The organism is Agaribacterium haliotis (genome assembly GCF_002312815.1).
Taxonomy (GTDB): domain Bacteria; phylum Pseudomonadota; class Gammaproteobacteria; order Pseudomonadales; family Cellvibrionaceae; genus Agaribacterium; species Agaribacterium haliotis.
This window is the reverse complement of sequence record NZ_NKQJ01000004.1, coordinates 1-18,526: the sequence shown is the minus strand read 5'-3', so window position 1 is coordinate 18,526 and position 18,526 is coordinate 1. Positions and strand designations below refer to the sequence as shown.

The following is an 18,526-nucleotide window of genomic DNA, read 5'->3' as shown; positions in this document are numbered from 1 at the left end:
CACAGGGCTTGACTATGGTTAGTGAGAAGTAACGGAATCGACGATGACGATGTATAGCTTACGCAGTGTTCGCGAAGCGCAACGAGGCGCCGGACTGAGCAAACATCAAAGTTTGCGCTGCCTTGTTGATGGTGAAGAGCGCCTGCTCTGTGATCACTACGAGCGCCCCCATGTTGGCCACGAAATTGAGATTGTCGATCTCAGCGATGCCAGCGCCAGCCTGCATCTGGTCCACCACCGCAAAGCCGGGCGTGTACTGACAGAAATCTCCATGCTTTCCCGCCAGCGCAGCTGGACTATCGAAAACGATCGCCTGCTCGACGACCAGCAAAACACCGTGGCCGTGCTGAGCAAAGTCGGCCCGCATTTTCGCTCGCTGCTTGAGCAGATCGCCGAGCTCGAGAGCATGAGCAAAGTTGTCACCGATGAACACAAACGCCGCGTACAGGTGGCGATGTTCAAAGCTCCCGAGCCCGACTACAGCGGCATAGACAAAGTTGTGCAGCTATTTCGCAACCCGCGCGACACAGAGCTCGCCCGCTTTAAAGTATTGGCCTGGCCAGAAAGCCCGAGCTTGGCGCTGGCCATCGTCATGCTGCAGCTTATTAATCAAGGTGAAGGGCAGGGCTGATCAATCAAACTTTTTTGGCCGTGGTGACTGAGTTGGCTCATCGGCTCAAAACCTAAACTGCGAGCTTTGCCAACGTCATCTTCACTGACACTGACAACGTGAACATTGAGATCTTTTAAGCCGCATTGCATCGCAACCATGCCGTCTATGCGCGCGCAGCGGGCGGCGCCAACCTGTATTTTTTGCTGCGTTAACAAAGCCTTGCTTTGCTCGAGGCTTCGCGGCGGCTGCTCACACTGCAGCGCACCGTCATCGATATACAGCTCTACCAGCGTCACCGGTGCTGTGGGTTCGCTGTTTTTTGCGCAGGCTGCCAAGGTCAGCGCCAATATAAACGGCAGGTATTTCAATGTAGATCTCCTTGCTCGGCTTCGCGGCTGATAAACTAGCGCCACGATGGCCAAATTAGTCTTGTTAAACAAACCCTACGATGTGCTCTGCCAGTTTCGCGACGATCAGGGCAGGGCAACCCTTGCCGACTATATAACCGATAAACGCTTAAACAAAGTTTATCCGGCTGGGCGTTTAGACAGAGATAGCGAAGGTTTGGTGCTGCTCACCGACAACGGCCAGCTGCAGCATCAAATTGCCAACCCCACACAAAAAACAAGCAAAGAGTACTGGGCTCAAGTCGAAGGCCAAATAGACAGCCGGGCCCTTGCTAAGTTGCGTCAAGGGCTCGAATTAAAAGACGGGCCGACACTTCCAGCTGGGGCCGAAAGCTTAATTGAACCGCAGCTGTGGCCGCGCAGTAAACCCATACGCGAGCGCAAAGCCATTCCCACCAGCTGGCTCAAGCTCGAACTGCGCGAGGGTCGCAACCGGCAAGTCAGGCGCATGTGTGCCGCGGTTGGTTTTCCGTGCCTGCGCTTAGTGCGCGTGCGAGTCGGCAACTGGGATTTAAGTGGTATCGAAACACCCGGCGACTACAAAGTGCTCGAACTCGCCGAACCGAGCCCTCGCCAGCGGCCGAGCGCTGAAGCAAGACAAAAGCAGCATGCAAAACAGCGCAGCAAGGCCGGCAAAAAAGTCGGCCAAAAAAGAAACAGCAGCGCTAAACAATCAAAAAAACAAAGAGCAAAATAACCATGAAATACTGGCGACGCTATCTGTTTATCAGCAGCAGCCTGCTGCTCAGCCTCGGTGTTTTTTACCTCGCCTGCTGCTGGTATTTTAGTGAGCAAATTCTGAAGCCGGCCTACGACGCCGGCGCCCTCGCGCAGATACAGCGCCTCGAAGTGCGCGACGATATTCAGCGCATTCAGCTGCCCAGCCCCGCCGGCGGCGTTATCGACGCCTGGTATATACGCTCCGACAACAGTGCTCCGTGTGTACTTATCTACAACCACGGCTGGGGTGAGCAGCGCCTGCAGTCCGACAAATTTCAGCCGGCCTTTGCCGACTTTAACTGTGCACAGCTGCGCTACGATATGCGCGGTCACGGCCGCCGCTACGGCGAGAGCGTAGGCGGTGGCCAGCTCGAAAAACTAGAGTTGCTCAGCTTGCACCAATGGCTGCAAGAACAGCACGGCTACAGCGAACAACAAATCGGCTGGTTTGGCTTAAGCTGGGGTGCAGCAACGGTACTGCAGGCGGCCGCACTCAATGCTCAGCCGGCTTTTGTTGTTGCCGACAGCCCTTTTCAGGACTGGCAGAGCGCCATCTTCGAGCGCGGCGCGCGCCAGTATGGCAGCTGGGTGCACTGGTTTCGCTCCGGCGTTAACTTGGTGTTGCAGCTGCGCGCCGGTGTTCGCCTGGAGCGCGCCGACACGCGTGCAGCGGCAGCTTTTATTCAGGCGCCGGTGCTGCTTATTCACTCGCAATCAGACGCCGCCACAGACAGCCAGCAGAGCGTCAATATCGCCGCGGCAATGAAACAGGCCCACCAATTTGAACACACAAACTGGGGAGCGGCCCACGGCGACGATATCACTGTACAACCCGAGGCCTATCGCCAAATCGTCTACACCTTTATCAACAAATACGCCTCGGGTTTTGGCCAGAAAAACGACGGCTAAGCGGTATTCGCAAGCGGGCTCGACTTTGAGCGAGATCAAATTAGCTCAGATTAACTAGCGCCTGCTGCGCCGGGCTGCAAGACAAGCGGCTAACTGTGAATGGGCTCACTTAGAACTTGTGTATGCACAGCTAGACTGGGCACCCTCCCATTCAAGACCGACATTCTGCGCATGAAAGCTTACGCTGTTGTTATGCCTTTAATTGCTGCCCTGACACTCAGTGCCTGTGGCGGTGCCAGCACCACCTCTGCGCTTAACTTAAGCAGCCCAAGTCCAGTGGCGAGCCCAACTAGCAGGCCGAGCAACCAACCCAGCACAGAGCCATCTGAGCCAGCCCAGCCGCAGCCCAGCACCGCAGCGAGCCCGGCACCGCAGCCGAGCCCAACAGTCAGCCCTGCGCCCAGCCCCAGCCCAGCGCCGAGCTCAAGGCCGCAACCCAGCCCAAGTGGCGATCCGCAGCCACTCGACAGCGATAACGACGGTGTGCTCGACAGCGAAGACGCCTTCCCCAATGACGCCAGCGAATGGAGTGATCTCGACGGCGACGGCCGAGGTGATAACAGCGATCCCGATATCGATGGCGACGGCGCGCCCAATAGCGAAGACCTCGCCCCGCGAGATAAAAACTTAAGTTTTGACAGTGACGGCGATGGTCTTGCCAACGAGGTCGACAGCGACGATGACAACGATACTTATCTCGACGAGCAAGATGCCTTCCCGCTCGATGCCAGCGAGTGGCTCGACAGTGACGGCGACGGTATCGGCAATAACAGCGACCCGGATATCGACGGCGACGGCCTGGCTAACGGCGCCCATACCGGCTCGGAACAAGCCGCCATTGATGCGGGCCTCGACGCCGACGACGACAACGACGGTTTAAAAAACCATATCGATGCACTGCCCAAAGATCCAAATGAATTCCTCGATAGCGACAAGGACGGTATCGGTAACAACCACGACAGCGACGATGATAACGACGGTTATATCGACGAGCTTGATGCCTTCAGCAGCGACCCCGACGAGTGGGCCGACAACGATGATGATCGCGTTGGCGACAACTACGACCGCGACGACGACAACGACGGCTACAACGACGACGAAGATATCGCACCGCTCGACGCCAATGTGCCCGAAGCGCAAACACAGCTGTGCGACAACCCCAATGTCGAACTCAAAGACATCAACACGCTTGTCGATTTTATCAACCTAATGCCCAAGCCACTGACCTTGCCATGTTTTGTACAGGCGCTGCCGCGACCGATGTATATCAATGCAACGTCTAACCCTTTTAGCGCACAACCGGCCATTCAGGGCGAAAAAAACCCGCGGGTCTTTATTCGCTACAACACAAAGTTGTATTTATCGATCGTCACAACAGTTGATAAAGACAAGCCCAAAACGTTGCTCGAAATGAGTGAGGTCACCCGTGACGGTCGCTCGATTAAAGCCGAGCTTATTTTTCCAATTAATGATGAAATTAATTACGGCAGCCCATTTGACCATATCCGCATGGTTGAAGGCGGCAGTGTTTGCATTGGCTGCCACGCCAGAGAAGAACAGTACGATGTGCGAGACGGCATCAGCACGTTTGAAAGCATCGCCTTAAAAACCACAGACACAACACGCGTCAGCCCAAGCACCATGCGCGAGGCGAGAAACTTCTGCGATAAAAGTGAAGACGCCTTCCGTTGTGAAATGTATCGCGCAATTTTTGACCACGGCCGCGTTTACGGTTTTAATTTCCCGAACACCTTTGCTGAACTTCGCTAACAGTAGCTCAAAGCGCGAGCATGAATTAGCGCACAGTATGAGCTAAAAATTAATGCGCTTGGGTTTGCGTAAAACAGCGCTTCTGGGCCCACACGCCGTGCTAAGTACTTGATAAGAAATAAAAATAATTTCCAGTTTTAATAATAGCCGCTTAAAGTCCCTTAGACTTTTTGCGGTGACAGACAAACTCGAGTGTTTTACCGTGACAGCAGCTTAACTCTATAATCACGAGCACCCGAGAAAAGTGCCTTAAAAACAATAAATCGGGATTAATCACCCGCACCGTATTTGTGACTTAAATGGTTTCAATTAAAGAAGTTGCGCGAGTTGCCGGCGTTTCTATCGCAACTGTTTCTCGCTATATCAACAACCCAGACTTGGTTAAAGATGCCACACGCAAGCGCGTACAAGCGGCGATCGAACAAACAGAGTACTCGCCAAATACGCTTGCCCGAAACTTCCGTTTAGGCAAAAGTGGCATCGTGGTTGTGGTCGTGCCCGAAATAGGCGACCCGTTTTTTGACGCCGTTATGCAAGGTATTAATGAAGTTGCCAAAGAGCAGCACTACAACATACTTATTCGCGAAACCCGCAGTGAAAGCATCAGTGCGGAAGAATACAATCAGATGATTTTCTCCAAACAAGCCGACGGTATTATTCTGCTTGCAAGTAGCTGCCCGTTTAATCCGGGCACACAAAAAACTCAACAACCGATTATTGTTTGCTGTGAGAGTGTTAATCCCGAGCTCAGTAGCTACCCGAGCGTACGTATCGACAACAGCGCCGCAGCGCACGAGGCGACTAGCTATTTAATCCAACAGGGGCACAAGCGTATTGCGTTTATTTCCGGCGACCAAAACTCCCTACTGACCGTCGACCGCGAACGAGGTTATCGCCAGGCCATGCAAGACGCGGGCTTAACGATTGAAAAACAGTGGCTAGTCGAAGGCAAAATGGATTTAGACGGCGCCCGCAGTGCCACGCGCCAGTTGCTTGCTTTACAGAAGCGCCCGAGCGCGATTTTCTGTGCAAACGATCAAATGGCGATGGCCGCCATGCACGAAATCAAACAGGCCAAACTGCGCATACCCGAAGATATCAGCGTGATGGGTTTTGACGATATACGCTACGCCGAGATCGTCGACCCGCCGCTCAGCACCATTGCCCAGCCGGGTGCAGCCATTGGCAAACAAAGTATGCTCCGGCTGTGCCAAGCCATAGCCGGGAACAATATCGGTAGCGATGCAGAAATCGTCGCCCACAAACTGCTTATTCGCCACTCCACCGGCCCGGCGCCAAGCGTGTAACTGCCCCGATGAAATAATTAAGCACTGCGCAGTATTTCCGCCAACTGTTTCACCACTGGCGCAGCGCGACTTTGATCGGCGAGTACCAAACGAATACTAATGTGCCTCTCGGCCGGGTTTTCCATCGCCAGGGCCACAAGTTCGCCGCTTTCTAGTTCCGCTTCTATGCGCTCTTTCGGCAAAAAAGCAAAACCTAAGCCCGCCTTCACCGCTTCGACACTGCTGGCAAAATGGCTGACCGTCAAACGCTGCTCGGAAGATTGCCAACCCGCCGTCTGCTCTCGACGCCGGCCGCTGTCGCGCACAACGATTTGCCGCTGCGAGGCGAGATCGGCTTCGTTCAAATTCTGCCTCTGCGCCAACTCGTGTTTGCATTCAACCACCGGCAGCATCTGCACCGGCCACAGCGGCTCGCTCAAAAAACCCGGTGGCACCGACGGTGTCAGCGCGATATCGGCGCGCGCTTCAAGCAGGGCTTCGTCAGTGCCGCTCAAGGTCGTTTCCAGCAAACGCAGGCGCACATAGGGCTGGCACTCAGCAAAGGCCGCGAGCGCTTGAAACAGGCGCTGCATGGGGCACAGTGCGTCAACTGCAATGCTGATCTCACTTTGGCCGCCGTGCGCCAATACCTCGGCAGCTTTGTCTATTGCACAGGCTTGTTCGAGTAGGGCACGGGCTTGGCGGTAGAGCATCTGGCCGAGCTCGGTCAGCTCGGCCTTGCGCCCGACCATCTTGAGTGCCGGCGCCGGCAAGCGCTGCTGCATAGTGTTCAGCGTATAACTAACACTGCTCTGGCTTTTATTTAAATGCTCAGCGGCCGCGGCAAAGCTGCCTTGCTCAACAACAGCACAAAAGGCCGCCCACTGCTCCAGATTAATAGTCGGTAAAGGCATATATCAAATATTTAGATGTTTTAGTGCTAATTATTCGCACCATCAATCTAATTTTCAAGATTAAACTAGCTGTAAATCTTGAGTAGCCACTGTCGTGGCAGTTAAACAAACGAGGGCAACGCGCCATGAACATTCTTCGTATCGATTCAAGCATTACCGGTGAAGCCAGTAAATCCAGCCAGCTCAGCGCTCACTTAAGCCAGCAACTGCAACAGCAGCACCAAGCCAGCGAACGCTATCGCAACGTCGCTGCCGAACAACTGCCGCACTTTGACGGCAGCACCTTAGCGGCCATCGCCGCCGGAGAAGCCAAACTCGCCGACGAGCTGATCGCCGAAGTCACACAGGCCGACGTTATTATTATTGCCGCGCCGATGTATAACTTCGGTATCAGCAGCCAGCTTAAAGCCTGGTTTGACCACATCGCCCGCGCAGGTGAAACCTTTGCGTACACCAGCGAGGGCCCCAAAGGCTTGTTAACTGGCAAAAAAACCTATGTTGTCAGTACCGCCGGCGGCAAACACAAAGGTAAAAGCTCAGACCTTGTCACACCCTATGTTAAGCAGATGTTGAGTTTTGTTGGCCTCGATGACGCTGAATTTATCTACGCCGAAGGCCTGGCAATGAGCGATTTCAAAGACAGCGCCATCGGCGATGCCAAAGCCCAAATCGAGGCCTTAGTTGAGACCTTGGCTGCATAAATGATGCAGCCCAAGGCCTGTTAACCTTGTTGTATCAAGCTAAACAATACACAGGAGCCCAACGTGAAAACCGTTCTTGAAAAACTGCGAGCACAGGCGGCCAGTGACGGCAACGGTGTCAAATTGATGCGTGTCTTTGGCGGCCATCAGCCCGAGCGCTTTGACCCGTTTTTAATGCTCGATGACTTTGGCTCCGACAGCGCTGACGACTATATAGGCGGCTTTCCCGCCCACCCCCATCGCGGTTTTGAAACCATTACTTATATGTTGCAGGGCAAGATGGAACACCGCGACCACATGAATAATGTCGGCCTACTTGAAGACGGCGGGCTGCAGTGGATGACGGCCGGCCGCGGTGTTATCCACTCAGAAATGCCCCAACAGAGCCAGGGTAAGATGCACGGTTTTCAGCTCTGGCTCAACCTTCCGGCAGCTAAAAAAATGCAAGCGGCGCGCTACGAAGATGTCGCTGCGGCGAACATTCCCAATTACAAACTAGAGGGTTTAACAATTAAAGCCCTGGCCGGGCGCGCAGAAATAGACGGGCAAAAAATCGAGGGTTATTTTCAAGTAGAAGATACCGAAGCCCTGTATTTAGACCTGCACTTAGAAGCTGACAAAAATTTACGGCTCGACTTAAACCCCGGCCTTAACACCCTGGTTTATGTTTACGATGGACAAATAAAAATCGCTGAGACCGAAATTCACCGCCAAGAACTTGCTAGGTTGAGCTACGAAAATGGAGAGCAGAAACTCGAAATACAAAGCACAAAAGATAGCAAAATACTGCTGCTGGCCGGCCGACCGCTGCGCGAACCTATCGTTCAATACGGGCCTTTTGTCATGAACAGTATCGAAGAGATAGAACAGGCCTTGCGCGACTATCGCGAAGGCCAGTTAGCTGCTAATGCCGTTAACAGTGGCCCTTAGCCGACAGCCTGTTGCAGGCGTTGGTTTTTCATTTCTATCAGTTTGCTGATTTGGCCCATCGATGCAAGCATCAAATATGCAGCCTGTAAAAAGCCTTTGCTGTGCAACTCGGCGAGTTTACTTTGCTCTAATGCCTGTAAGTTTTCTTCATGCACAGTATAAAGGCCGTCATAGCTTTTTTCTTCGCCGTTAACAAAAGCGACATTTATTTGCGCCGGTTCAATTAAATCTAGCTCGGCAAGGCTCTGTACAAAACGCTGGCTTATATCCATGCCGCCGACAAGTTTTGCTAACAGTTGATTTATTTGCGTCAAATAGGGGCTCGGGCTACCGTCGCCATTAAACAAAAGCTCGCCCATATCGTTTTGAACACGCTGACTACTAAGATCGATGCTAAGTGCCGCGCTTTTTTTATCACCAGCGGCATCGCTTGCGTAAGATATAACAAAGGGCTGGCGGCGAACGTGCAAAGGCAGATAACTTGCACTCCACTGACGGCCGTTAAGATAAAGGTTCTCACCCGGCTCAAAACCCAATAACGCAAACAAAGAGAACTGACCGGTCTGCTCATCTTTCATCAGCACGATAGGGTAGTCGAGCACCAAACTTCTTAACTCATCGGCGACAACCGGTACAAAGTGTACATTCTCGCCAAACTCTGCGCCGCGCCCGGTAATAACTTTAAGCTGGCTGTGCTTGCCTGCATCTAATACTTCAATATTGTTTTTCATACTTTTTGCAAACCGTATTCTTTTATTTTATTTATCAACTCCCGGTTAGTTGGCAAGTGCTGAACTAATTGCTGAGTTAACATTTTATTTTTTTGGAAACTTTCCATGGCTAGTTTTCTTCTAGACTCAGAGCGCTCTAAAAAACTCGCCTGGGTCTCAAAGCCCATGCCATATAAAACATACTGATAGCTCGCAGCGGGAAACACTTCTGCTGCGTGATCAAAATCATCGTGCCAGGGGCTTTGATAAGTCCACAGCTCCATCAGCTCTTGTAAGCTATCGGGGATGGTAGCTTTGTTGCGGTTATCAATCCAAAAATCGTGGTCATCGCGTTTGCTAACAATGTAGTGCAACTTGAGAAAGTCGATAATACGCTGCCAGCGATAGCTAAACGTCTTATTAAAGCGCTTTGCCACAATAGACATCGCCGCGCGATTTGCCGGCAATTGCTCGGCAATCATCTGCGCCGACATCTCAACCAGTACTAAAGCCGAGGCTTCAAGCGGTTCTAAAAATCCAGCAGAGAGGCCGATAGCAACACAGTTTTTATGCCAGAACTTTTCGCGATGGCCGGGCTGGATCAATATTTTTTTATAGTCAAGTTTATCGGCGTCGGCACCGCTGGCTTTTACATAAGCGCGCAGCTTGTCGGCGGCTTCTTGTTCGCTGCAGTAATCGCTGGCATATACATGGCCAACCCCGCGGCGCGAAGACAAGCCGATATCCCAGATCCAGCCGGCATCTTGCGCCGTTGAAATAGTGTGTGAAGCAATAGCGCTGTTCTCGTCCGGGTAAGGCACTTGCACAGCCAGGGCCGTATCCAGGAACAGTGTGTCTTTACACGATTTGAACGCTACCTGATAGTGCTGACCGAGCAGCAGTGATTTAAAACCGCTGCAGTCAATAAATAAGTCTCCGTCAATTTCACTACCGCTGGCACAGCTAAGCGAGCGAATGTCGCCATTGTCGGCGCTGTTTACGCTCAATACATCGTCGAGGATATGTTCAATACCGAGCTTATCGACACAGTGTTTTTGCAAAAATTTCGAAAAGGTGCCGGCATTTAAATGATAGGCGTAGTTGGCAACGCTGGCGTATTCTGGTGTGGTAATAAGTTTCGGTGCAAGGCCCAACTCACACAGCGCTTCCTGAGGGCAAACAGCTTCGGAAAAGCTCTGCCCGGCACCCTGGTCAAGCCAGTGCGGAGCTAAATTAATATGATTAAAATCTTGCGGAAGAATAAGCGGGTGATAATAAAAGTCGTTGTCGGCACCGCTGGTCCATTTAGCAAACTTGGCACCCTGTTTAAATGATACGTCGCACTCGCGAATAAAATCCGTTTCGCGAATTCCCATTTTCCTTAGGGTATTGCGCATAGTCGGCCAAGTGCCTTCCCCAACACCAACAATCGGCACATTTGGTGATTCAACCAGTGTAATACGCGGGCCCATATCACAGCTTTCTTTTATCTTAGCCGCCAGAGTACCTGCGGTCAGCCAGCCGGCCGTACCACCGCCGACAATTATTATTCTTTTCACTGTGCCATCCAGTTAAATACGTTTACAAAATAAATTTCTATAAAAAAGGCCGCCACTACTGTGGCGGCCTCACTACAACATCTAGTACCGGGTGGAGATCCTTTACTAGAACTTCATTGTGCCGCCAATGGTGTAGCGCGGCCCGTAAGTCTCATAGGATTCAACCTGGTTGGACCAGCGCCCATGCACCTGAGTCGGCTCATCAGTCAAGTTAACACCTTCCCAAAAGATGCTGAAATTATCAGTCAGGTCATAACTAATATTCGCATCAATCTGAGAATAAGCGGCAGTAAACTTGGGCTCGATCGGATTATTGCCGTCGTTGCCGGAATAGAACTTGTCGCGCCAGTTATAGGCAATACGCGCTTCAAAACCATGCTTGTCGTAAAAAGCAACCAAGTTAGCGGTATCACTCAAACCGTTGAGCGCAAAGTCATTGTCAAAGCTCTTGGGATCAAACTCATCTTCACCATCAACAAAGGTGTAGTTGGCGACAACACCAAAACCACTTTCACCAAATAAATGCTGAACATTGAGCTCGAGACCATCTACGCTTGTCGAGCGCTGATTGACACTGCGAGCCACATCAATTTGAACCACAGGGTCGCTAGGTTGAGATTGACAAGCGGTATTATCTTGCGCGGGGCAGCCTGGGCGTGGATTTACAGATGGATCGGTTACCGGGCCCTCAGGGCTCATTAGATCTTCTGTTGTTGTACTTAACCCAATGAAGTTATCAACGTCTTTCCAGAAATAACCGATCGACGCATAACTACCTTCGGCATAGTACCACTCAAAACTCAGATCAATATTATCTGACTTATACGGTACCAAATCTGGGTTGCCCTGGTTCGCCTGAAATACACCGGGACGTGCATCGGTAATACGCACTTCTCCGGGGTACAGCGCATCCAGGCTGCTGCGAGCGATAGTCTGGCTATAAGAGAAGCGGCCAACCATGCTCTCATTAAAATCTAGAGAGAAATCAAGGTTTGGCAACAACTCAGAATAACTTCCTTCATCTTCCAGCGATTGCATATCACCGTATATACGATCAAGCTGAGAAGGCGTTACGTAAGCAAAGCCAATAACGGGCTCCGCACGTGTTTTTGCGGTGACATCGGTCGACTCGTAGCGCAAACCAATATTTGCTTTTAACGGCATGTCGGCAACGCTCCACTCGCCGTCAAACGACACATAAGCAGCCAAAGTATCTTCTTCAACACCGTCGCGGAAAATCGTGCGCGTACCGGTTAAACCTTGTTCATCCACCATACGGATAAACTGGTTCACATCGTATTCGGCATATTTGTCAAAACCTCGTGCACCGTCAACAAAGAGAATATCAAGGTCACTGATATCCATCGCACCGCCGCGCAAAGCAAAGCTGCTCTCGGCGAGCTCGTTGACCGTAAGGTCATAAGCTGTGTGAGCCAAACCAAAGTTAACCGTATTTATGCCAAACATATCGGTGGATAAAATACCGCCAAACTGGAACTGCTGAATATTGTTTTCAACTTCGTATCCACGCTCTTGGTATAAGTCGGCCTGAAGGTTTTGCTTGGCGTAAGCACCGCCGCCAAGACGGCTGTCGTCAACATAGACAGCACCTTGGTCACCATCGAAGAAACCTGAAATATCCACAACTTCATCAAAGTTGTTTAAGTTGGCAATTTTCTCAGCCGGAAGCATGCCGGGGTTAGCGTGAGATGTTGAGTCGTGGGCATCAAAACTAAGGCTCAACGAGTCATTTACTTGCCACTCAACATTTAAACCAAGTGAGTCGTTATCGGTCTCGTAGTTGTATTCCCAAGCCCAGAAGTTCAGTGATTCATCATGGCGGTAGACTTTTTTGAGCGTGCCGTTACGGTCCGCAGTCGCAGCTGAGTAATTGTCAAACCAGTAAGAGGTTCGCGCCACTTCACCTTTATCTTCGATATTGGCAACGGTGTAATCCAAGCTGGCGACAACATTATCCGTCGGTGCAAACTGCAGAACCAACTGGCCATTCACCCGCTCGCGCTCGTAGTCGGCTTTCTGAATACCGTATTCAGGTGTGCTCCAAACCGCGAGATCGGGGTTTTGCTCGGTATCAATCTCACTGGTGTCGACTGGGCCAACAGCCCAAGGGTAGCCGGTATTCCAATACCAGCTCGTACCGCTTGTATCCTGATGGTAGTTTCTCTTTGAGTAAGAACCAGAAGCCATCAGACCCAAACGGCCTTCCATAAAGGTCTGGCTTATCATGCCGGACACTTCAGGGGTCATCGTATCGCCTTTGTCTGACTGAACACTGGTGTCGATAATGCCCTTGACACTAGCCCGGGCTACCAAGTCGTCAAAGTCAAAAGGCTTTGCCGTTTTCATGTTAATTGTGGCACCGATACCCCCCGACGGTACATGCGCCTTACCGGTCTTATAGACCTCAACCCCGGAAACACTTTCAGCGGCAATTTCTCTAAAATTGAAGCTGCGCGATACAGGTTCTGACGACAGGGCCGAGGAAGTCGGCATCTGGCGACCGTTGAGAGTAACTAGGTTAAAAGCGGGGCCAAAACCACGCACAGTAACCTGATTACCTTCGCCACGGGTGCGGTCTATCGATACACCGGTTATACGCTGCAGCGATTCAGCGAGGTTAGTATCGGGGAATTTACCAATATCCTCCGCCGAGATTGCATCGACAACCCCGCTGGATTCGCGTTTGACATCCATGGACTGAACCAGGGACTGGCGAATACCGGTAACTAATACTTCTTCTTCAACGCTATCTTGAGCCAGAGCAGATTGAGCGGTTATTGCTGCAAGCACTGCCACAGGTAGAGCCTTACGGCTAAAACACTTATTATTATTCACGTATTTATCCTTTCAGATTTGTGGGCCTCACATCTCCATCCAAGCGCCTACATCCTCGGCGCAGTACTACACCTGTGTCGGTGTAGGGCTTGAATCTGAATGGGCTGAAAGTACAACGAGCTTTCCCTCTTCCAGCTTGAGTAGCAACTTAGAGAAGGACGAGATTGATGTCAATCAGCAAATTTAGACTTAGCATTTGTTTCAACACAAAAGCCCATCAATCTGGTTTAAAGTGACAGCAGTTGTCTTGCCAGCAAATTTGTGTCGAAATAACGGCCAACAGCGCTTTTTGTTTATTTAACTAAGATGACGGAAATCAGATGAAAACGTTTCTAAGCACACTGTTAATGCTCAGTTTGAGTGCACTATCGTACGCCGAAGCACCGGCCAAAGAAGCGGCTTGTCGCGCCTGTCACGGCGCTGGCGGCGCTGAGCCCATTGCCCCGAGCTATCCAAAGCTCAATGGCCAAAACCAAGCCTATTTAGAAACATCAATGAAGGCCTACAAAAGCGGCGATAGAAAAGGCGGCATGGCGAGCATTATGACGGCACAAATGGCAACACTCAGCGACGCCGATATCAAGGCCCTGGCGGAGTATTACTCCAAGCAAAAGTAGCTTGTATCAGCACCTGTTACAGGTGCTAGATCAACAGGCCTAAGCCGCCCCCGAAGAAAAACGATAGCCGACATCGCGCACAGACAATAAAAATCTGGGCCTGCGGCTATCGTCTTCGATTTTACCCCTGAGCGTGTTCACGCAGCGGTCAACACTTCTGGCCGTTGTCAGTAAAGTGCTGTGCCAGACGGCATTCAAAAGCATCTGTCGCGTCAGCGCCTGACCATCTTTTTTCAAAAAATAGGCAAGCATGTTGTACTCTTTTGGTGTCAACTTAATCTCGCCTCGCTGTTTATGCATCAAGGTTTTGGCACTGAGATCGAGCTGAAACTCGGCAAAGGTATATAACTCTGGCTGCTTTTGTTTATAGCGGCGAATAAACGCACTGCAGCGTGCGTGCAGCTGAGCCATGCTAAACGGCTTAATAACATAATCATCGGCGCCGAGGTTAAGGCCGCGAACCACACTTTCCTCTTCACCTTTGGCGGTTAGCATAATTATCGGCGTATCAATATCGGCCTCGCGAATTGCGGCGCAGATTTCAAAACCATTCATCAGTGGCAACATCAAATCGAGCAGAATTAAATCAAACTGACCCGTTAACGCAGTTTGCAGAGCCGCAGGCCCCTCCATTTCAAAACTGACCTCATAGCCCTTGCCCGAAAAACTATCGCGCAAACCACGCATAATTGCGTAATCATCTTCGACCAGTAAAACTTTTGACTTTTCCATTATTGTTAATCCATTAGCGGCAAGAGCATGCGAAAACAACTGCCTTTACCTAATTGACTGCTCAGCTCAATGCGACCGCCGTGCAGCTCAACGATATAAGCGCTGATATATAGGCCCAGGCCACAGCCCTCAGTGCTGCGACTGAGCTGTTGCTCAACTCTGTAAAACTTCTCAAATACTTTTTCCTGATCAAGCTTAGAAAGGCCACAGCCGTTATCTGTAACCGAAAGTACAAGCTCTGAGTTAATACGCTCTGCAAGCAACTCAATCTTCTTTAATTTTGTAGAGTATTTATAGGCGTTCTCTAACAAGTTAAAGACAACCACAATCAGTTTATCGCGATCCCCATAAAAATCGATATCTTGCTCAAGAGGCTTAAAGCTAAACTCAACATCAGCTTGGTTTAATTTGAGTGACAGGCTGTTGACCACCTCATTTAACATCAGATTAACCGAAAAATAATCACTGTCGATATCGTAACGACCGCGATCTATACGAGAGAAACTGAGAAAGTTATTGACCAAACGAGTCAGGCGTTCGTTTTCATCACTGATGATGCGCAGGTAGTCTGCAAGCTTATCGCCTTTGGCTTCGTGCTCTTCAATTAAGTTATCGATTAAAATCCGAACTGAACTCAATGGTGTTCTCAATTCATGACTAACCGTTGCCATCATGTCATTTTTCAGTTCGTTGAGTTTTTCCTGCCGACGCATGCGCACAAATACGTAAATGGCCGAGGCACTTAACATAAATAGCAGGGCAAAACCGACAACGTAAAAACTTGACAGCCCCATAGAGCCAGAGCGAATTAGAGAACCGTGCCGATCCACATGTACTTGAATCACGTAAGCATCAAACGGAGAAGGAACACGCAGCTCAAAGGCGACACTGTTATTATTGAGCTGCGATGCCAAATCCACAATCTGTAGTCGACCGGAAAATTCGCCGTGCTGCTGCGAAAAATTTCGAGAAAGCTGCTCACTAAAATGCTGTTTATCAAGGAATATATTAAAACGGCCCTCATCACTACTGAGATTGATATACGAGCCACTAAGCGAGCTAAAATCCATATCCTGCTGATTGTGGCTGAGCTCATAATCTCGCCAAAACATATCCGCTTTTTTTAGCTGGAGTAAGACTTGCCCAAAGTGATATCCACGATCAAGCAAGCCTTCAAATACCAACTGCCGCTGACCGAGTGAGGACAAACTGGCCTCGTCACTTAATAGCTGCACAAGTTTTTCTTCGTCATCGGCAACTAATAGATCGAGCTCTGATAAACGCAGCACGGCATCCAAACGGGGGTCGCGGCCAAAATTATGGCTTTGCTGGGCATCCAGCTCAAAGTCGAGCATGGAGTGATAACGCTTAATTGCGGCATCTCGCTGATCTAATTTAATCAAACAGCGCGCCTCGGCCAGCATTGCCAGTAGCGCCTCAATGCCTTTACTGTGGCTGCTTATGCGCTGGTACAGGCTCAGTGCCGAGCGATAATTTCGCTGCTGAAACTCTTGAGCTTGTGCGCTAGACCACAAGAGTTGTTTGCGCTGAAAAGCCATATTGGAATGGGAGGGGTGAGGAGCAATCGCTTGAGATTTTTCATTCCACAGAACGGCACTGACAACCTCACTGTCAGCAACGATGCTTAACCAGGCGGCCTTTCCCTGCTCGTCGAGCTGGTCTTGATAGGACTGTAAACGATCTCGCCAAGTTGCCGAAAATTCACTGACGTGTACCTGAAGCTCTTTTTGATAAAGCAGCTCGAGCTTTTTTTTACTCGCCAAGCGTTCGCTCTCGGCCGAATGGTAGAGAAAAGTAATGGTGGCGATCACCGGCAGCGCCAAACCAAAGAAAAAAAAGATCGCCGCTGGTTGGATAGCGGCGATCAAAGATCGAAGCTTCAAGTGTTGAGCCTATTTACTAAAATTCTCTAATATCGCCTGATGATCATCTCGCTCGCTCTCAAAGGCTGCAACAGAGCTATTAAATACCAGGCTATAAAAAATAGGTTTGTCGCCTTTAATCCAGAGCCTGTCTTCAATAAAGTCGTGTCCACCCCCGGTAAAAGAAGCCTGATAACGAATCGCCTCACTGCCGGCAACACTGAGCAGCTGAAAACTATCTTTTTTGACCTCGTGGTTTGAAACAAAACCTTCGGCCCACTTTATCGACTCATCTGTTTTCTTGCTCAGCGGATCCTTGCTCCAGTCAAACTCATAGTCTTTTTTCCAGCCGAGCACTGCCGAACTGCGACCATCTTGGCTGTAGAAAAATGCGCGCTGACTTTCATCATTGCGGCCGTATACGGTAAAACCGAACCAGCCCGGAGGCAGTTCAAAGTTCAAATTTCGACTGGTATAACCCACTTTAAAATGGCTTGTTTGTTTGGCGGCATTGGAATCGGCAGAGCTCAGCACAAAACTTCCCATTTTGCCTTCGCCTTTTAAAGGCAAGCGGCGCTCGTCTTTGCCAACCCAGACTTGTTGCTGCCAGAGCACATCACCTTTATGGGAAAGGCTGGTAACTTGCAGAACCCAAGCCTCGACGCTTTTACCATCAAACTCCAGCTCAGCATTGCCGTCAGTCACTTTTATTTCAACATCGAAATAACCGATATTGCCCGGATAGATTGCTTTAATACGGGTTTCGTAGTGTTCGGACAGCGGCAGACGCCGGACAATCTCATCGATTTCAAGCCCCATATAGCTGTTATCTTCATACTCAAAATCGAATTTTTGCCCTCGGTGAGGGTTTTCAAATGTTACTTTGCCTTTATCAATATCGATTGTTGCGTAGACAATGCCATAAGAGCTGTTTTCATAACGAATCGGCGCACTGCTCTTTTCAAGGCTTTCGACTTCCTGGTGAGAAAACTGATTACTTTGGTCAGAGACAAATAAGATATCGGTCTGCCAGGCTCGCTCACCTTCGACTTCGGTCAAGGTTTTGGTGCGCACCGCATAACCAAAGGGGCGCTCTTCTAGGTTGTAGTTTGTAAACTGCAACACTTCACCATCTTGCCAGGGCACCGGCAGAAGCTCATCGGGGCTTAAATAGGGGCTGCGTCCCTGCTGAGACAAATAAGCCTGCACGCCGTCTATATCGCTATAGTCTTTCTTCAAGGTTTCATACAGCGCGTTCGCAATCAGCTCATCACCAAGCTGGACGTGGCACTGGGCGGCATTGAGCATCGAAAATGCAACGAGCTTTCTGTCCTCGGCATTTTCAATAATTTTGTTGTAGATAGCTAAAGCCGCATCCAAATCTCCAAGCGTTTGCTGCTGATAGACGGCTTCGTTCCACTCTTTATCAAAATTGTGAGCGTAGCTCGCTGAACTCAGCACAAATAGGCTAGAGAGAAGTAGTTTCCTGGCTGACCTTTTCCCGAATGACATGACTTCCTCCTGAATTAAGCACATTTGGTACTGTGGCAGTCTAGGGAATCATTATCCTGTTTTTGTCACCAAAGGGGATAGCTTCACAGAAAGAAAAAAGGCCGTTGCTTTCGCTAATGGCCTTTGCAGGTATAAGGATCTAAACTTTAATCAATTTAAACGGGTAGGTCTGCTTAGCTTTCCACTGACCGACATAAAGGCTGCCATCATCTGGATCTACCGCCACGCCGTGCACATGGTTAAAGATATCCCAACTGGTCGTCATAGTTTGCAGCTTGCCATCTTTATAAACCGGAGCTTCGGCACCGAGGTTGGCAACAACCTGATTGTCTTTGTATGGTTTCCCTTCCAAGAAAATATTCATTTTTAAAACTTTTCCAAACGGGTAAATTGAGGCCCACCTTCAG

General features: G+C 50.2%; 17 protein-coding genes. 8 read left to right on the top strand and 9 right to left on the bottom strand.

The features are described from left to right. Positions 1-43 precede the first annotated feature (43 nt). Positions 44-631 carry a hypothetical protein gene (locus CFK45_RS06030; RefSeq protein ID WP_096085540.1) on the top strand — a complete coding sequence of 196 codons (588 nt, stop codon included), beginning with the start codon at positions 44-46 and terminating at the stop codon, positions 629-631. On the opposite strand, the gene CFK45_RS06025 is transcribed toward CFK45_RS06030, so the two are convergent. Next, positions 610-981 (bottom strand): hypothetical protein, encoded by a 372-nt coding sequence (locus CFK45_RS06025; protein WP_096085539.1) that lies wholly within the window; start codon positions 979-981, stop codon positions 610-612. The two genes, CFK45_RS06030 and CFK45_RS06025, sit on opposite strands and share 22 nt — an antisense overlap. A 46-nt stretch (positions 982-1,027) precedes the next feature. On the opposite strand from CFK45_RS06025, the gene CFK45_RS06020 reads away from it, so the two are divergent. The 4 genes from CFK45_RS06020 to CFK45_RS06000 all read left to right on the top strand — a co-directional run bounded on the left by CFK45_RS06020 (position 1,028) and on the right by CFK45_RS06000 (position 5,726). Further along, positions 1,028-1,717, top strand: coding sequence for a pseudouridine synthase (locus CFK45_RS06020; protein WP_096085538.1), 690 nt, complete (start codon positions 1,028-1,030; stop codon positions 1,715-1,717). Positions 1,718-1,719: 2 nt separating this feature from the next. After that, positions 1,720-2,649, top strand: coding sequence for an alpha/beta hydrolase (locus CFK45_RS06015; protein ID WP_096085537.1), 930 nt, complete (start codon positions 1,720-1,722; stop codon positions 2,647-2,649). Positions 2,650-2,841: 192 nt separating this feature from the next. After that, positions 2,842-4,419: a thrombospondin type 3 repeat-containing protein gene (locus tag CFK45_RS06005; RefSeq protein ID WP_204378428.1), complete on the top strand. Its 1,578-nt coding sequence runs from the start codon at positions 2,842-2,844 to the stop codon at positions 4,417-4,419. Between the two features lie 299 nt (positions 4,420-4,718). After that, positions 4,719-5,726: a LacI family DNA-binding transcriptional regulator gene (locus CFK45_RS06000; protein WP_096085534.1), complete on the top strand. Its 1,008-nt coding sequence runs from the start codon at positions 4,719-4,721 to the stop codon at positions 5,724-5,726. Between the two features lie 17 nt (positions 5,727-5,743). Here the strand turns inward: CFK45_RS06000 and CFK45_RS05995 are convergent, their stop codons facing one another. After that, on the bottom strand, positions 5,744-6,619 hold the full coding sequence (locus CFK45_RS05995; protein ID WP_096085533.1) for a LysR family transcriptional regulator: 876 nt from the start codon (positions 6,617-6,619) through the stop codon (positions 5,744-5,746). A gap of 125 nt (positions 6,620-6,744) precedes the next feature. On the opposite strand from CFK45_RS05995, the gene CFK45_RS05990 reads away from it, so the two are divergent. Then, complete coding sequence (locus CFK45_RS05990; protein WP_096085532.1) at positions 6,745-7,320, top strand: FMN-dependent NADH-azoreductase; 576 nt, start codon at positions 6,745-6,747, stop codon at positions 7,318-7,320. A 63-nt stretch (positions 7,321-7,383) separates the two neighbouring features. Continuing rightward, positions 7,384-8,250, top strand: coding sequence for a pirin family protein (locus CFK45_RS05985; RefSeq protein ID WP_204378427.1), 867 nt, complete (start codon positions 7,384-7,386; stop codon positions 8,248-8,250). Here CFK45_RS05985 and CFK45_RS05980 read toward each other — a convergent pair. The 3 genes from CFK45_RS05980 to CFK45_RS05970 form a co-directional block, all read right to left on the bottom strand. Next, positions 8,247-8,981, bottom strand: a complete 735-nt coding sequence (locus CFK45_RS05980) for a SapC family protein (protein WP_096085531.1) — start codon at positions 8,979-8,981, stop codon at positions 8,247-8,249. The genes CFK45_RS05985 and CFK45_RS05980 overlap by 4 nt on opposite strands. Then, on the bottom strand, positions 8,978-10,519 hold the full coding sequence (locus CFK45_RS05975) for a tryptophan halogenase family protein (RefSeq protein ID WP_239923590.1): 1,542 nt from the start codon (positions 10,517-10,519) through the stop codon (positions 8,978-8,980). The genes CFK45_RS05980 and CFK45_RS05975 overlap by 4 nt, the downstream gene beginning before the upstream one ends. Before the next feature lie 105 nt (positions 10,520-10,624). Next, on the bottom strand, positions 10,625-13,375 hold the full coding sequence (locus CFK45_RS05970; protein WP_096085529.1) for a TonB-dependent receptor: 2,751 nt from the start codon (positions 13,373-13,375) through the stop codon (positions 10,625-10,627). 320 nt (positions 13,376-13,695) lie between these two features. Here CFK45_RS05970 and CFK45_RS05965 point away from each other — a divergent pair, with 320 nt between their 5' ends. Next, positions 13,696-13,992 (top strand): c-type cytochrome, encoded by a 297-nt coding sequence (locus CFK45_RS05965; protein ID WP_096085528.1) that lies wholly within the window; start codon positions 13,696-13,698, stop codon positions 13,990-13,992. A gap of 39 nt (positions 13,993-14,031) precedes the next feature. On the opposite strand, the gene CFK45_RS05960 is transcribed toward CFK45_RS05965, so the two are convergent. The 4 genes from CFK45_RS05960 to CFK45_RS05945 all read right to left on the bottom strand — a co-directional run bounded on the left by CFK45_RS05960 (position 14,032) and on the right by CFK45_RS05945 (position 18,483). Then, the gene (locus tag CFK45_RS05960; RefSeq protein ID WP_096085527.1) at positions 14,032-14,724 is read right to left on the bottom strand and encodes a response regulator transcription factor; all 693 of its coding nucleotides are present in this window, start codon (positions 14,722-14,724) and stop codon (positions 14,032-14,034) included. 5 nt (positions 14,725-14,729) lie between these two features. Next, positions 14,730-16,628 carry an ATP-binding protein gene (locus CFK45_RS05955; RefSeq protein WP_143247487.1) on the bottom strand — a complete coding sequence of 633 codons (1,899 nt, stop codon included), beginning with the start codon at positions 16,626-16,628 and terminating at the stop codon, positions 14,730-14,732. A gap of 9 nt (positions 16,629-16,637) precedes the next feature. Then, positions 16,638-18,068, bottom strand: coding sequence for a tetratricopeptide repeat protein (locus tag CFK45_RS05950; protein WP_096085525.1), 1,431 nt, complete (start codon positions 18,066-18,068; stop codon positions 16,638-16,640). 190 nt (positions 18,069-18,258) lie between these two features. Continuing rightward, a complete protein-coding gene (locus tag CFK45_RS05945; RefSeq protein ID WP_096085524.1) occupies positions 18,259-18,483 on the bottom strand; it encodes a hypothetical protein in 225 nt (74 codons plus the stop codon). Positions 18,484-18,526: the final 43 nt, after the last annotated feature.

Coding starts and splice junctions, on each gene's coding strand:
- CFK45_RS06030 (WP_096085540.1), top strand. CDS start 44: ATGACGATGTATAGCTTACGCAGTGTTCGCGAAGCGCAACGAGGCGCC.
- CFK45_RS06020 (WP_096085538.1), top strand. CDS start 1,028: ATGGCCAAATTAGTCTTGTTAAACAAACCCTACGATGTGCTCTGCCAG.
- CFK45_RS06015 (WP_096085537.1), top strand. CDS start 1,720: ATGAAATACTGGCGACGCTATCTGTTTATCAGCAGCAGCCTGCTGCTC.
- CFK45_RS06005 (WP_204378428.1), top strand. CDS start 2,842: ATGCCTTTAATTGCTGCCCTGACACTCAGTGCCTGTGGCGGTGCCAGC.
- CFK45_RS06000 (WP_096085534.1), top strand. CDS start 4,719: ATGGTTTCAATTAAAGAAGTTGCGCGAGTTGCCGGCGTTTCTATCGCA.
- CFK45_RS05995 (WP_096085533.1), bottom strand. CDS start 6,619: ATGCCTTTACCGACTATTAATCTGGAGCAGTGGGCGGCCTTTTGTGCT.
- CFK45_RS05990 (WP_096085532.1), top strand. CDS start 6,745: ATGAACATTCTTCGTATCGATTCAAGCATTACCGGTGAAGCCAGTAAA.
- CFK45_RS05980 (WP_096085531.1), bottom strand. CDS start 8,981: ATGAAAAACAATATTGAAGTATTAGATGCAGGCAAGCACAGCCAGCTT.
- CFK45_RS05965 (WP_096085528.1), top strand. CDS start 13,696: ATGAAAACGTTTCTAAGCACACTGTTAATGCTCAGTTTGAGTGCACTA.
- CFK45_RS05960 (WP_096085527.1), bottom strand. CDS start 14,724: ATGGAAAAGTCAAAAGTTTTACTGGTCGAAGATGATTACGCAATTATG.
- CFK45_RS05945 (WP_096085524.1), bottom strand. CDS start 18,483: ATGAATATTTTCTTGGAAGGGAAACCATACAAAGACAATCAGGTTGTT.